At 26.6% G+C, this 14,844-nt stretch carries 18 protein-coding genes; 13 read left to right on the forward strand and 5 right to left on the reverse strand.

What is annotated here, in order from left to right; all coding sequences use genetic code 11:
- The first annotated feature begins 186 nt into the window (after positions 1-186).
- From IBJ83_RS03085 to ruvB, 4 genes are all read left to right on the forward strand, one after another.
- Positions 187-705 (forward strand): hypothetical protein, encoded by a 519-nt coding sequence (locus IBJ83_RS03085; RefSeq protein ID WP_201275259.1) that lies wholly within the window; start codon positions 187-189, stop codon positions 703-705.
- A gap of 114 nt (positions 706-819) precedes the next feature.
- Complete coding sequence (gene ruvC, locus IBJ83_RS03090; protein ID WP_201275260.1) at positions 820-1,314, forward strand: crossover junction endodeoxyribonuclease RuvC; 495 nt, start codon at positions 820-822, stop codon at positions 1,312-1,314.
- 7 nt (positions 1,315-1,321) lie between these two features.
- Positions 1,322-1,924 (forward strand): Holliday junction branch migration protein RuvA, encoded by a 603-nt coding sequence (gene ruvA / locus IBJ83_RS03095; protein ID WP_201275261.1) that lies wholly within the window; start codon positions 1,322-1,324, stop codon positions 1,922-1,924.
- 8 nt (positions 1,925-1,932) lie between these two features.
- On the forward strand, positions 1,933-2,940 hold the full coding sequence (gene ruvB, locus IBJ83_RS03100; protein ID WP_201275262.1) for a Holliday junction branch migration DNA helicase RuvB: 1,008 nt from the start codon (positions 1,933-1,935) through the stop codon (positions 2,938-2,940).
- Positions 2,941-3,027: 87 nt separating this feature from the next.
- Here ruvB and IBJ83_RS03105 read toward each other — a convergent pair whose 3' ends face one another.
- Both IBJ83_RS03105 and IBJ83_RS03110 read right to left on the reverse strand, forming a co-directional pair.
- A complete protein-coding gene (locus tag IBJ83_RS03105) occupies positions 3,028-4,185 on the reverse strand; it encodes a hypothetical protein (RefSeq protein WP_201275263.1) in 1,158 nt (385 codons plus the stop codon).
- A complete protein-coding gene (locus IBJ83_RS03110) occupies positions 4,172-4,807 on the reverse strand; it encodes an ATP-binding cassette domain-containing protein (protein ID WP_201275264.1) in 636 nt (211 codons plus the stop codon). The genes IBJ83_RS03105 and IBJ83_RS03110 overlap by 14 nt, the downstream gene beginning before the upstream one ends.
- A gap of 411 nt (positions 4,808-5,218) precedes the next feature.
- Here IBJ83_RS03110 and queA point away from each other — a divergent pair, with 411 nt between their 5' ends.
- The 3 genes from queA to IBJ83_RS03125 are packed head-to-tail and all read left to right on the forward strand — an operon-like array spanning position 5,219 to position 8,064.
- Entirely contained in the window at positions 5,219-6,262 is a 1,044-nt protein-coding gene (queA, locus tag IBJ83_RS03115) for a tRNA preQ1(34) S-adenosylmethionine ribosyltransferase-isomerase QueA (RefSeq protein ID WP_201275265.1), read from the forward strand.
- A complete protein-coding gene (gene tgt / locus IBJ83_RS03120; protein ID WP_068472787.1) occupies positions 6,262-7,380 on the forward strand; it encodes a tRNA guanosine(34) transglycosylase Tgt in 1,119 nt (372 codons plus the stop codon). Before queA ends, tgt begins: the two co-directional genes overlap by 1 nt.
- Positions 7,381-7,383: 3 nt before the next feature.
- The gene (locus tag IBJ83_RS03125; protein WP_201275266.1) at positions 7,384-8,064 is read left to right on the forward strand and encodes an SdpI family protein; all 681 of its coding nucleotides are present in this window, start codon (positions 7,384-7,386) and stop codon (positions 8,062-8,064) included.
- 22 nt (positions 8,065-8,086) lie between these two features.
- On the opposite strand, the gene IBJ83_RS03130 is transcribed toward IBJ83_RS03125, so the two are convergent.
- The 3 genes from IBJ83_RS03130 to IBJ83_RS03140 are packed head-to-tail and all read right to left on the reverse strand — an operon-like array spanning position 8,087 to position 11,173.
- Positions 8,087-9,202: an ABC transporter permease gene (locus IBJ83_RS03130; RefSeq protein ID WP_068472783.1), complete on the reverse strand. Its 1,116-nt coding sequence runs from the start codon at positions 9,200-9,202 to the stop codon at positions 8,087-8,089.
- Positions 9,192-10,244, reverse strand: coding sequence for an ABC transporter permease (locus IBJ83_RS03135; RefSeq protein WP_068472780.1), 1,053 nt, complete (start codon positions 10,242-10,244; stop codon positions 9,192-9,194). The genes IBJ83_RS03130 and IBJ83_RS03135 overlap by 11 nt, the downstream gene beginning before the upstream one ends.
- Complete coding sequence (locus IBJ83_RS03140) at positions 10,244-11,173, reverse strand: ABC transporter ATP-binding protein (RefSeq protein ID WP_201275267.1); 930 nt, start codon at positions 11,171-11,173, stop codon at positions 10,244-10,246. Before IBJ83_RS03140 ends, IBJ83_RS03135 begins: the two co-directional genes overlap by 1 nt.
- Before the next feature lie 121 nt (positions 11,174-11,294).
- Between IBJ83_RS03140 and IBJ83_RS03145 the strand changes: the two genes are divergently transcribed.
- The 6 genes from IBJ83_RS03145 (at position 11,295) to IBJ83_RS03170 (ending at position 14,832) form a co-directional block, all read left to right on the forward strand.
- Complete coding sequence (locus tag IBJ83_RS03145; protein ID WP_201275268.1) at positions 11,295-12,323, forward strand: sensor histidine kinase; 1,029 nt, start codon at positions 11,295-11,297, stop codon at positions 12,321-12,323.
- Positions 12,323-12,922, forward strand: coding sequence for a response regulator transcription factor (locus IBJ83_RS03150; RefSeq protein ID WP_068472776.1), 600 nt, complete (start codon positions 12,323-12,325; stop codon positions 12,920-12,922). The genes IBJ83_RS03145 and IBJ83_RS03150 overlap by 1 nt, the downstream gene beginning before the upstream one ends.
- Before the next feature lie 13 nt (positions 12,923-12,935).
- On the forward strand, positions 12,936-13,385 hold the full coding sequence (locus IBJ83_RS03155; protein ID WP_201275269.1) for a pyridoxamine 5'-phosphate oxidase family protein: 450 nt from the start codon (positions 12,936-12,938) through the stop codon (positions 13,383-13,385).
- A 325-nt stretch (positions 13,386-13,710) separates the two neighbouring features.
- A complete protein-coding gene (locus tag IBJ83_RS03160) occupies positions 13,711-14,049 on the forward strand; it encodes an Asp23/Gls24 family envelope stress response protein (protein ID WP_068472772.1) in 339 nt (112 codons plus the stop codon).
- Positions 14,050-14,058: 9 nt separating this feature from the next.
- Entirely contained in the window at positions 14,059-14,469 is a 411-nt protein-coding gene (gene nusB / locus IBJ83_RS03165) for a transcription antitermination factor NusB (RefSeq protein WP_068472771.1), read from the forward strand.
- A 15-nt stretch (positions 14,470-14,484) separates the two neighbouring features.
- Positions 14,485-14,832, forward strand: a complete 348-nt coding sequence (locus IBJ83_RS03170; RefSeq protein WP_068472769.1) for a hypothetical protein — start codon at positions 14,485-14,487, stop codon at positions 14,830-14,832.
- The last annotated feature ends 12 nt before the right edge of the window (positions 14,833-14,844 follow it).

Genomic DNA, 14,844 nt, shown 5'->3' on the forward strand with positions numbered 1-14,844 from the left:
TATCCTAAAAAAATATTCAATTACAAAACGCCTAGAGAATTATTTTTATGTGGCTAATTTATTCTTGCAATTTAGTATTACAAAGAAAAAAGAGATAAATTTTAATTTTTTAAAATAAAGTATTTATTTAAAATCAAAAATGTAGTATAATAGATATAATTGAAAAAATAAAAGGAGGAAATTTGTATGCATCCAATGTTACAAAAACATGTAGACTCAGGTTATATGAAAGAAGAACATGGTCTATATATCGAAGAAGCTATTGCTAAAGGAGAAACTTTAATTATTTCAGGTCATAGATCTGCTGGAATAAGACCATTTATGGCAGCTGTTATGGCTGTTGCTAAAGGTTCACATAAGACTGTTCAAGTTAAAGATGAAGCTGGTATCGAAGCTGCAAGTGATGTAGATTATATTTTAATTCCTGCACTTACAGAAGAAAACTGTGAATCAATGGTTCAAGCTGCTTTCAATAAAAAAGGAATGAGCACTATAACTTTCAAAGAAACTGAACTTAAGTACTCAATGATGAAAATCATGAAAACTCAAGCTAAAGAAGTTGGAGATTTAAGCAAAGTTGTTCATTTAATTGAATGTAGAAAGATTAATATGATACCTCACTTAATTAACTTCAGTAAAATGACTTACGATGAAAAAGGTAAAGTTAAGAGAGAAGATTTACTAAGCTGTGAAGATTACGAATAATATTTAAAAAGCAAGATTTAATTCTTGCTTTTTTTGTGCAATAAATATAACTTTCTTTAATTGAAAAAATATGTGTTTTATGTTATTATAAGGGGTAGTATTGGAGGATTTTTTGTGATTATTTTTGGATTAGACCCTGGGATTGCAATCGTTGGTTATGGAATTATTGAAGCGATTGGTAATAGAGTTAGACTTATTGATTATGGTGTTATTGAAACTAAGGCAGGAGTTCCACTTCCTGATAGACTTAAGATTATTGATGAAGAATTGAATAAATTGATTGATTTACATAATGTTGATGAACTTGCGATTGAGGAACTGTTTTTTAACAAGAATGTTAAGACGGTAATAAATGTTGCACAAGCTCGTGGTGTTGAAATTTTATCTTTTATAAAGAAAAATATTTTAGCTTATGAATATACTCCTTTACAAGTTAAACAAGCTATTACCGGCTATGGTAGGGCTGATAAAAAGCAAATGCAAGAGAGCGTTAAGATGATTTTTAAACTTAAAGAGATTCCAAAACCTGATGATGCGGCAGATGCCTTGGCTATTGCTCTTTGCCATTTTTTTAGTTTGAAATTTAAAGAAGAATTTAGAATGAAATAGGTGTTTTATGTACGAATATATTAGTGGTGAACTTAAATTTATTTATAATGACTATATTGTTATAGATAATAACGGAATAGGTTATAAGATTTTTACTTCCAACAATACAATTTTTAATGTAAATGTTGGGGATTTTTATACGATTTTTACAGACTATATTGTAAAGGAAGATTATGTCGCTCTTTTTGGTTTTAAAACTCTTGATGAGCTTGAGATGTTTAAAATGCTTGTTAGTGTAAATAGTATAGGCCCTAAGGTTGCCTGTGGCATTTTATCGTCAATGTCTGTTGACAGTTTGAAACTTACTATTGTAAATGGAGATGCTGTTTCTCTTTCAACTGCAAAGGGAGTTGGCAAAAAAACTGCTCAAAAAATCATTTTGGAATTAAAAGACAAGATTTCAATCGACAGTATCAGTAGTAAAGATATTTCAACCGGAGAAATGGAAATCACAACAAGTGGTAAAGATTTTGAAAAGAGAGAGCTTGTCTTAGATGCTTTGGTTAATTTAGGGTTTATGAAAAATGATATTGAAAAATTCCTTTCAAGCATTAATATTGATGAAATGGAAATTGAAGATATTATTAAACTTAGTATGAAAAAATTATAGGTGTTATTATGTTTGAAGATTTTGAAGATAGAATTATCGGAACTGGTTTTTCGAGGGAAGATGTTGATATAGAAACAAGTTTAAGACCGAAGTGGATTGATGAGTACATAGGTCAAGAAAAAGCAAAAGAGAGATTAAAGATTTTTATAGAGGCTGCTAAGACTAGAAACGAGCCTTTAGATCATTGTCTTTTGTATGGGCCTCCGGGACTTGGAAAGACAACTCTTGCAAATATTATTGCTAATGAAATGGGAGTTAATATTAGAGTTACTTCAGGTCCTGCTATTGAAAAGCCGAGCGACCTTGCAAGTATTTTGACTAATTTAAGTAAAGATGATGTCTTATTTATAGATGAAATTCATAGAATAAATAAAAGTGTTGAGGAAATTTTATATCCTGCTATGGAAGATTATGCTTTGGATATAATAATCGGTAAAGGTCCAAGTGCCAGAAGTCTTAGAATCGACCTTGAAAAATTTACTTTGATAGGGGCAACTACAAGGACGGGACAACTTACAGGACCTCTTAGAGATAGATTTGGGATTATGCTTAATCTTGAATTGTATAGCATTGAAAATTTACAAAAAATTATTACTCGTTCAGCAGGTATTTTAGGTGTTGAAATTGATGCTGATGGGGCTATAGAAATTGCAAGACGTTCTCGTGGAACGCCAAGAATTGCAAATAGACTTTTAAAAAGGGTTAGAGATTTTGCACAGGTTAAAAGAGATGGAAAGATTGATTTGCAAACGAGTAAAGACGGACTTGATATTTTAGAAGTAGATGCTTTAGGTCTTGATACGATAGATAGAAAAATAATTACTACAATAATAGATAATTTTTCAGGTGGGCCTGTTGGAATTGATACAATCGCTGCTTCCACAGGCGAGGAGAGAATAACAATAGAAGATGTTTATGAGCCATATTTATTGCAAATAGGATTTTTAAGTAGAACAAGTAGAGGAAGAATTGTAACGGATAAAGCATATAAACATTTTGGTAGAATAAAAAAGTAACGATTATTTAACCGTTACTTTTTTTGTTGTGGAACAACAAGGTTCCCGGGGACCCAACCGATGCAAAGAATCGGAGAATGGTTCGCTCTATACTATTAAGTTAGTTCCAATTATTGTTAGTATTAAGGTTACAATTATAGTTATAATTATATCATTTTTATTGTATTTATAATTCTTGTTTTGTATAAAATTTAATACTACAATCGTTGAAAATATAGTAATTAGTGTTGATATAAAAGTTATTTTCACTGTTAAAATCAATCCGACTTTAAAATAAATTACAGGAAACATAAAAATCGTTGAAATAAGATGAAGTTTTATATTATCTGTTATTTTAAGTTTGTTTATATTTTTTAATGAATTTTTATCATATATAAAATTAAAACGATTATGTTCTATTTTGAAAATAGCAAATAAATTTGAAATTCCATTTAAAACAACTGAAATAGTAAAAGCAATTATTGCATTTTCAATTGTTTCTCTATAAATCGTCAAAATTGATATTGTATAAAATAAGGATATGTTCCTTAGAAAATTTCCATTTCTTATAACATATAAAAAATTATATCCAAAATATTTTTCTGAATTTGTTAAAAATTTTGAAAAATTATGTTTTTTAATATAATTTGACTTTATAGAATTTAATATTTTTATTGATATATGGACAAAGGCAAAAAATACTAAAAAGTAAATAAAAAAAGAAATTTTATTTGCAAAATTTTTTATAATCTCTCCAGTTCCTTTTTTTACAAATACTAAAAGCAAAAACATTATACTAAATCTAATCAATAGTAAAAATGACTGAAAATCAACTTTATTGAATATTTTTCTAAGTCCTATAACAACTAAAAATAGCAATGATACAATTGTCATATAGAATAGGCTTACATTTATCAAATCTAATCTGTATGGAATAAACACAAAAAAACCTATTATCAAAGATCTAATTAAACTTTTTGAAGAATAGTATCTTTCTATTTCTTCAGTTTTTAATTTTCCAAAAAATGATTTTAGTTTTAATTTATTGTTTAAATTATAGTTTGGGAAGACAAACTCAATAATTATTGTAAAAAAGAATAAACTTTTTAGAAGATACATATCTTCATACTTGCCAAATAGAATAAATCCAATATGTATTAATGAAATCATAAATAGTATTGATACAAAGAATTCTATTAGGTTAAAAATATTTTTTATTTTAAATCTTTTCCTAAAAACTTCAAAATTTATCTTAAATACATTCAAGAATTTCACTCTCCAAATTTTCTGTACTTTTATCTAAAATTTTTACAATTTTTCCATCTTTCATTATAAAAAATTCATCACATATATCTGAAAGAGTATCTAAAATATGTGAAGAAATCAAAATAGCACAATCTTTAGAAATCTCTTTTAGATAGATTTTAAGCTCAAATATATAGTTTATATCTATACTGTTAAATGGTTCATCCAGAATTAAAAAATCAAAATTTCGTATAAATATAGGAGATAGAGCGATTTTTTTACTCATTCCCTGTGAAAGATTTGCAATTAATTCATTTTCTTTGTTTTTTAAATTTAATTTTTCTATAACATAATCGTAATTTGAGTTTGTATCATTATGTTTTAACAAAAGATTTATAAACTCTTTTACAGTTAAAAACTCATAGGCGTTAAGTTCAGTTGGAATATAAAGAATTTTATCTTCATCAATATCCATTTCAATATTTCCGTTTAAATTTAAATTTTTTGTTATTGCATTCATTAATGTCGTTTTACCTGCACCATTTTTTCCAATGAGTGCATAAATTTTTCCCTTATCAAAATTTATATTTTCAACATAAATTGAAAAATTTTCAAAAGAATGGCTTAATTTTTTTAAAATCATAAAACTCTCCTAATAAAATATGTAAGAGGATACAGTTAATGTAGCCTTGTTGTTTAGCCAAACATTTGACTCAATAGAACAAATGCAGCTGCTCCCATTTGAATTAGCATAGGACCATTTGCTATAACCCATGCTACAGCTTGAGGACCATAAACCCATGCTGCTGCTATCAATGCTGACATAAAAACTCATATCCTTTTTTAAAAGATATTCTATCTGCAGACACAAATATAGAAAGCACACTTCCTATCAACCTGATGGTAGCACAAAAAAATTTTTTTGTCAATAATTTTTATAATTATAATCTATTGATATAAAAAACAATTTAAAAAATTTGAAAAATATTGAAAAACAATATATAATATAATCTTGTAGATGTATTTTATATTTTATATAGAAGGAAGAGAGTTAATGAAAAGTTTAAAAACGGATGATTTTGATTTTGAGCTTGATGAGTCTTTGATTGCTCAGTTTCCGCTTAAGGATAGATCAAGTTCAAAACTTTTAGTTGTAAATAGAGAAAATTTCGATTTAGAACATAAAGTTTTTAAGGATATAGTAGAATATATAAATTCAGGTGATGTACTTGTAATAAATGATACGAAAGTAATTCCTGCAAGACTTTTCGGTTCAAGACCGAATAAGGAAGAGGTAATCGAAGTTTTACTTTTGAAAAAACATGAGGATAATACTTGGGAAACTTTGGTAAAACCGGGTAAGAAAATGAAAATCGGCTCAAAGGTAGAATTTGGAAATGGAAAATTAGTCGGAGAAGTTGTTGGAATAAGCATTGATGGAGAGAGATTTGTTAAATTTTCTTATGATGGAATTTTCGAGGAGATTTTAGATGAACTTGGAACAATGCCACTACCACCTTATATTCACGAAAAATTGGAAGAAAAAAATAGGTATCAAACCGTTTATGCAAAACATAATGGTTCTGCTGCTGCACCAACTGCAGGACTTCATTTTACAGATGAACTTTTGGAAAAATTAAAGGAAAAAGGTGTTAAGATTGCAAGAGTAACACTTCATGTTGGACTTGGCACTTTTAGACCTGTAAAGGTTGATAATGTTTTGGAACATAAAATGCATGAAGAATATTATGAAATTTCTAAAGAAAGTGTTGAAATTATAAATTCTGCAAAAGAAAATGGAAATAGAGTTTTTGCTGTTGGAACTACAAGTGTTAGAACTTTGGAAACAGTTTATAAAAAATATGGGAAATTAGTTGCTTGTAACGGAGATACCGATATTTTTATCTATCCCGGATTTGAATTTGGAGTTGTAGATTGTTTGATTACAAACTTTCATTTGCCAAAGTCAACTTTAATAATGCTTGTTAGCGCTTTTGCATCAAAAGAAATAATAATGAATGCTTATAACGAGGCAACAAAAAATAGATATAGATTTTTTAGCTTTGGAGATGCAATGCTAATTAAAAAGGAGAAATAATGGAATTAAAATATGAATTAATAAAAAAGTCTAAGGATTGTAATGCAAGACTTGGAAAGATTTATACAAATAGAGGAGTTATTGAAACTCCAATCTTTATGCCGGTTGGAACTCGTGCAACTGTAAAGGCTATGAATGTTGATGAACTTAAAGACATTGGCTCACAAATAATACTTGGAAATACTTACCATTTATATTTAAAGCCCGGTCAAGAGATTATAAGAATGGCAGGAGGACTTCACAAATTTATGAATTGGGATAAGCCGATTTTAACAGATAGTGGCGGTTTTCAAGTTTTTAGTCTTGGAGATATTAGAAAAATAACTGAAGAGGGTGTTGAATTTAGGTCACATATTGACGGTTCAAAACATTTTATTTCTCCTGAAAAATCAATGGAAATTCAAAATGATTTAGGCTCAGATATTATGATGGCTTTTGATGAATGTGCTCCATATCCTGCTAGCTATGATTATGTTAAAAATTCTATGGAGAGAACTTTACGTTGGCTAAAGAGATGTAAAGATTATCATAAAAATACGGATAAACAAGCTCTTTTTGGAATTATTCAAGGGGGAATGTTTAAAGATTTGAGAAGAGAATCTGCTCTTGCTACTATTGATATGGATTTACCGGGTTATGCAATCGGTGGACTTAGTGTTGGAGAACCTAAGGAAATTATGGTTGAATATTTGAACTACACAGCACAATTTATGCCGGAAAATAAGCCAAGATACTTAATGGGTGTTGGAACGCCTGATTATTTATTTGAGGCGGTTGAGGCAGGAATTGATATGGCTGACTGTGTTCTTCCAACTAGAATTGCAAGAAATGGAACTGCGATGACTTCAAAAGGAAAACTTGTTATAAAGAATGCAAAATATGCAAAAGACTTTTCTCCACTTGATGATGAATGTGATTGTTATGCTTGTAAAAATCATACAAGAGCATATATTAGACATTTAATAAATGTTGATGAAATTTTAGGAGCAAGACTTTTATCAATCCATAATTTGAGATTTTTACTTAAAACTATGGAAAATATTAGACAAGCGATTAGAGAAGACAGATTTTTAGAATACAAAAAAGAATTTTACCAAAAATATGGATATGAGGATTAATATATGAATAAATTTTTAAAACTATTATTAATTTTAGCAATAACTCCAATAATACTTGCAACAGCAGGATTTATTGTATTGCCAGCATCTGTTTTGGCTTTTATTAAAAATGGAAAAGAAGTTTTTATCGGCTCATATATGATTTACACATTTGCAATCATAAATGTCGTTTTATCATTCTTTGGAATAACTTATTTAAAAAGAGTAAAGAAAAAATTTTCTGATGAAAATTATCCTACGGGAGTAACTGTTGTTGCCTTTGTAAATTTACTTATTTCCATTATGTGTAACTATTTTACTTTTTCAGTTTTAAAACTTATGTTAAAAAATTCAAAAATGGAAATTCCTTTTTTTGTAATTAGAATAGTTTTTTCTTTGATGGCTGTACTAATTGTATTTTATGGAATTTATCTTAGAAGAGTTAAAAAAGAAAGTGAATTTGCAATAAGGAACAAATGGACAATGAATAACGATATAGTTTTTAACTATGCAAATAAATTTTCAGGAGTTGTCTTTATTGCAGGAGGAATTTTTGTTTTGATTGTATCATGGATAATAGGAAATCAAAACCAGTTATATATTACAACATTGTTTACTCTAATAATTTGTGCAATATCTTCAAATTATATAAGCAGAACAATTGGAATGAAATACAAAACAATGTATAAAGGAAAAAATAAATAAATTAAATTTTAAAAGAAGTCGTTTAAGCGACTTCTTTTAATTTGTATCTTTTTATGAATATTCCTAGTAGTGTATAAAATACTATGAATATAACTTGTGATGCAACAAATAGTAAAAATTTTTCAAAATTTATTTCTTCTAAAAACTTTACAAAATAATATTGTGGCATAAATTTAGAAACATTTATTAATCCTTGTGGTAAGAATTTCATTGGTAAAAATACTCCTGATGAAAATGCCATTATTAATGTGAAAGCAGAATTTACACCATTTACAACTTTTACATCCTTTGAAATTGATACAAGTAGTTGTCCTAGTGAAATTGCAGTAAATGAAAATATAAATACTGCTAAACTCATATATATTAAATCAATTTTAGCTATTGATTTATTCACTCTTGATATTGAAACAGCTAAATAAAAACTTGATATTAATATAGATATTATTACCTGAGCTAAAAATTGTTGTAAAGTTTGTGATTTTTGACTATAAGGGGATAAAGCCATTCTTTTTAAAAGACTTTCTTTTTTAAATTCAGCATCAATATTTATAATTATTGAAATTATACTCGTAAAAACTATATAACTTAAGATTAAAAAAGTAGTGTTAAAGGCTTCTTGTCCTTGTTCTTGATTATATAATTTAGTATCTATTATCTTTACATCAATCTCTTTCTTTAATGTATTTATTACCTCTTGTTGATCAACATTTGAATTTATTGCAGACAATGTGTAATTGAGATAACTTTTTAAATCTATTTTTAAAAAGGTTATATATGAAGTTTTTGTTGGTGCTAAAATCGAAATTGCTTTTTTATTATTTAACAAATTTTGTTTAAAATCTTTATTAATTACCATATAAGCTATAATTTTATCCTCAACAATTTGTTTTCTTGCTTCGCTTTCCGTAATTTTTTCTTCTTTTACATTATGTTTTTCTTTTAAATAATTTATTAAGGCTTTTGACTCTTCGCTTTTATCTTCATCATTTATCATTAAGTTCAGCTTCATAGGTTTAAATTCAACGTCATTATTTTTTGAACTGGTAAATACAATCAACATAACCATAAAAATTATGAAAGAAACTAAAACGGCTTTTATATTTTTAATAAATATTTTCATATAATTTTTAAATATCATTATACTTATGCCTCCTCAAATATACTAATGCAATTCCAAATAAAACTAGAGTAAATGGAATTACATACTTAGCCATTGAAATCAAGTAGCTATTGTCATTTGCGATATTTACACCTAATAAGGCATTTTCCATATATATTGTAGGATTTATCTTTTTTATTATAGGGAAAGCTGAAGTTATAGCATTTGTTACACTTGAGCCCATCATTCCTGAAGTATAATTCATTAGAAGAATACATCCAAGTCCAACCATAGATTTAGTTTCTGTTTTAGTTTTTAGTGTAACGGCAAGGAACATTCCTAATGTAATTCCAAAAATCATAATAATAATTATTGTAATTATTGAAGCCAAATAGTTTGTTATCAGGGTTATCCCAAATACAAGTTTTAAATAAATAATCAATAATGTAGAATTAAAACCTGTAAGTATAAGTGCAGATATTATTCCGTTTAGCAAATAAGTTGATTTTTTTATTGGAGAAACTAACATTCTTACTGCAAAATCAGACGAATCATATAATATATTATCTATGTAGATAACGCCATCAAACATAGTATATAGACTTGCCATAATAATTATTGAAAAAAGTATGGGTTCAACACCTGTAACACCATGGTTTTTGTCCTCTATAAAATCTTTATCAATATTTTTTATAATTTCTTCCTGATTAATTTTAGTTTCATACATTTGTTTTATTTGGTCAAGGATATTTTTAACAACCATAACTTCTGAATTAGATGATATAATTTTTAAAGATAAATCATCTTCTATAAATGCTTTATATTCTTTATTTTTTAGATCTGTTTGAACATCTTCTTTTACTTCTTTAAGATTAAGATATGGAATTTGTTTTAAAATGTATTCATGTGGATTGTTTTTGTTAATTCCAACATTTACTTTATCAAAATTTTTGCCAATATTAGGAATTATAAGACAAAAAAACGTAGCTAAAATTATAGGGAAAAAAGTATTCCAAAATAAAGTTAGTTTATCTCTAGTTAAATGTAGCAAATTTACTTTTAAAGCAGATAAAATTCCCATTATTCTCTAAGCTCCTTTCCTGTCATTTCTAAGAAAATATCTTCCAGTTTAGGTTTCTTTGAAAAAATTTCTTCATAAACTACATTGTTTTCATCAAGTAAATGAATTAATTTTTTAATGTTTCCTGTATCACTAGAATAATTAAAAGTTACTTGATTTTCCTTCGCTTCAACATCAATTACTTCATCTTGTTTTTCTAAGATTGAAATAATTTCAGGTTTTATAAAACCTACAACTGTAATCTTTTCTTTTACACTTACTCCATTAATCAAAGTTTGCATATCTCCGGTTAAGATATTTTTTCCATTATCCATAATAGAAATTTTATTGCAAAGATATTCAGCTTCATCTAAATAGTGAGTAGTATAAAGAATTGATGATCCATTTTCAGCTAAATTTTTAATTCCATCTAAGATAAACTTTCTGCTTTGAGCATCTACTGCAACTGTTGGCTCGTCTAAAATTACAAGTTCAGGCTTATGTGAAATACCACAAGCGATATTTAAACGTCTTTTAAGCCCACCTGATAGCTTCTTTTCCAACATTTTTTCATGACTTTGAAGTCCTGTAAATTCAATAGCTTCATTTACAAGCCTTTTTCTTTCATTTTTATTAGATATATATAGACCACAAAAATAGTCGATATTTTCTTTTACAGTTAAATTATTAAAAACAGCAAGTTCTTGAGGAACAATTCCAATTTTTTTCTTAATTTCATATTCACTAGAAATATCTTTTTTTCCAAAAACTTCAATATTTCCACTGTCATATTTCAAAAGAGAAAGCATACACATTATTGAAGTCGTCTTTCCACAACCGTTTGGACCTATAAGTCCAAGTACATCTCCTTTTTCAAGAGATAAATTAAAATGGTCTAAAACAATTTTTTCTTTAAAACTTTTAATTAAATCTTCTATTTTTATAATCATAATTATCACCTCACCAATATTATATCAACAAATTTTTTAAAAAATTAGTGTATTATGTAATTTTATCAATATGACAAATGTAATTTTTTGAAAAATATGGTAAAATATATTTGGTGATGATATGGTATTTTTAAAATATTTTTTATTAAGTTTAATGTTTTTGTTTTCAGATAGCATAGGAGCAATTAATATTGCAATTTTTAGTTTAGTTTCTTTGAGTTTTATGCTCATTGTAGAAATTGAAGAAAATATTTATTACAGCTTTGTTTTGTCTGTGATTTTTTCTATTTTAATGTATTTTTTTCCGGAATTTAGATTTTTTAGCTTTGTTTTAATATACGCTTTGTATAAAAAATCGATATACAATGTTCCGATATTTTTGGTATTTTTAATTACCGGAGAATTTGATTTTTTAGCACTTTCTTTGCTTATAATTTGTCTATCTCAATATGATAGAGAACTTTATGAGAGAAAAATTTTCTATCATAGAGAATTTTTGAATTTTCATAAAGAAAAATATAAACTTCAAAAGAATTTAAAAAATTTATATCTTGAAGAAGAAAGAAAAAATTATGAAAATATTTTAAAAGAAAGAGAAAAAATTTCAAAAGAATTGCACAATTCGATAGGACATACAATTTCAGCGTCTATTTTAGAGCTTAGAGCTTTAGAATTTATAGTTGAAGACAAAGAGGTTAAAACTTCTATTGAAAGAATTAGAGAAAATTTATCCATCGGAATGGTTGATATAAGAAAAATAATTCACAATATGTATAAATCGTCTTTTGACTTGGAAAGTTATATTGGAAAATTAATTGATATTCCTAATGTTAAAACAAAATTGATTTATAAAGTAAAAACGAAAATGAATGAAAATTTGAGTTTTGATATTTTAAGTATTGTTAAAGAGGCTTTTGCTAATTTTACAAAACATTCAAATGGAGATAGCTTTACAGTTAAAATTATTGAAAATGAAAAGGCATATATTATCACAATTTTTGATAATGGAAAGGATATAAAATTTGAAAAGAGCGATGGACTTGGGATTTTGTCGATGGAGGAAATTGCAAGAAAGTACAGAGGACTTTTCAATGTAATTACAGATAATGGATTTAAGATAAATATTGCGATAGATAAGGGTGAAAAGTAATGAAAATTTTAATGGTTGATGACGATTCTTTGGTGTTAAACGCTTTAAGTACCATACTTGGAAAAAGTGGGTATGAGATTGTACTTGCAACAACAGATTCAAAAAAAGCGATTGAAACATACAAAGAAAATAAAATTGACGTAGTAATTTTGGATATAAGAATGAAAGAAGTAAATGGAGTTGATGTTGCAATAGAAATTTTAGAATTTGACAAAGATGCCAAAATAATGCTCTTAACAACTTTCAATGATAGAGATGATATAATTAGAGCTTTAAACAAAGGTGTTTTAGGAGTTATTTTAAAGGATAATGTTGCATCACTAATTCCTGCGATAGAAAGTGTAAGTCTTGGAAATAAAATTTTAGATAATGAACTGAATTTAAAAAATCTTTTTAATACTACAAAAAAAGATTTTAATCTTTTAACTCAAAAAGAGATTGAAATATTAGAACAAATTGCTAAGGGATTATCTAATAAAGAAATCTCTGAAAAATTATTTTTAAGTGAGGGAACTGTTAGAAATTATATTTCAGGAATTTTAGAAAAGTTAGAACTTAGAGATAGAACGCAACTTGCAATATATTATTATACGAAGTAATTGAAAGGAGAATATGGTGTTTAAAGAAAAATATTCTAAATTCTTTGAAAAAATCGGAAGAAGTAAATTTATGGTGTTATCAACTTCAAAAGATGACTTTGTAACATCAAGAATGATGAGTATAATTGTGATTGATGAAAAATTTTATTTTCAAACGGATAAAAACTTTAAAAAATATAATCAGATAATTGCAAATCCTAATGTATCTTTGTGTATTGATAATATTCAGATTAATGGGATATGTTGTGATGTCGGGAAACCTATTGAAAATAAAACATTTTGTGAAATATTTAAAGAAAAATATCCAAGTTCATACAAAAATTATTCACTTTTAGAAAATGAACGTTTATTGGAAATTGAACCTATATATATTGAATGTTGGAATTATATTGAAGGAGTGCCTTATATAGAAGTATTTGATGTTAAAAATAAAAAATATACTATGAAAAAATATGTAAGATAAAAAGCCAACATTTCGTTGGCTTTTTGTTTTGAAACAAGGAGATTTCAGATTTTTGTTATATATAACATATAGTAAATTGTTTTTCTAACTGTTTTCATGTTATTTTTTTATTTTTTATTAAAAAAATATATTAGATTGATTAAAAAATAAATTTTATTTTGTATAAATATTTAATTTTATTTGAATAAATTTGCTAATTTTGATATAATGAAAGTTACAAATAGAGAATTTCAAAATGAAATTTTTATTTCACCATATTTACCTTTGAAAAATTATCTAAATTGAAAATATGGTATAATACTTAATAAGTGGAGGTGTATTAATTATGAATAAAAATAAGTTTGAAAATGGTAGCATCAAAATATCTAACGATATTTTTTATATGATTACCGCTATGGCAACTATTGAAGTTGAAGGAGTAAAATCTATCGTTGGTGTTCCATCTGATGCTGAAAAAATTAATGCAAAAAATTCTAAAAAAGGAATAGAAATTAATTTTCTAGAAAGTGGAATAGAAATTTCTGTTAAAGTTTCTGTTGAGTATGGACAAAAACTTGAAGAAATTGTAAAGAAAATTCAAGAAAATATAAAATTAAAAGTAGAAGTAATGACAAGTATTAAAGTTTTAGGAGTTAATATTTGCATTGAGTCTGTTGAAAAGTAGAGAGGGTTTATGACTAGAAGTGAGGCACGTGAGTGGTGTATGAAGTTGATATATCAATTAAGTATCCACAACAGTTTTAAATGTGATGAGATAGAAAGTTTTATCGAATATTTTGATTTACCAAGTAATGAGCTTAAATATATTAGAAAAAACTGTAAATCTATAATCGATAATATTGATGATATTGACAACATAATAAAAGAAAATTTAGAGGGTTGCTGGAATTACAGTAGAATAGCTAAGATTGACTTGGCGATTCTTAGAGTTGCAGTTAACGAAATTTATTATTTAGACGACATTCCTGAGAGTGTTGCCATAAATGAGGCTATTGAGATTGCTAATAAATATTCCACTGACGCCTCATATAAATTTGTAAATGGAATACTTGGAACTATTGTTCGAGCAAAAAATAAAATTTAATTTTGGGAGTTTGCTATGGGTTTATTAAATACTTTATTGTTAATTGGATTTATTGCTATTCCTTTTATAGGGATTGCTGTGTCAACTTATTTAGTAGGAACTGCTGATAAAAGAAAATGGATTGTTTATCCTATTTTTAGTGCGATTTGTATTGCTATTTTCGTATTTTTTAAATACAGTATGAATGTAAACTTTTTACGTTGGAGACAGTTTTACTTAATGGTTGCTTTTTATGTTCCGGTTGTTTGTAGTTTAATGGCTTTCATAGCAGTACCTAAATTATCTATAAAATCATTGAAGGAACATATATTACCTATTTTGAGTATTTTTGTTATTTCAGGGGTACTTTTAATGGTTTATTAATAGGAGAATTTT

The sequence above is a fragment of the Parvimonas parva genome (genome assembly GCF_016552165.1).
Classification (GTDB): domain Bacteria; phylum Bacillota; class Clostridia; order Tissierellales; family Peptoniphilaceae; genus Parvimonas; species Parvimonas parva.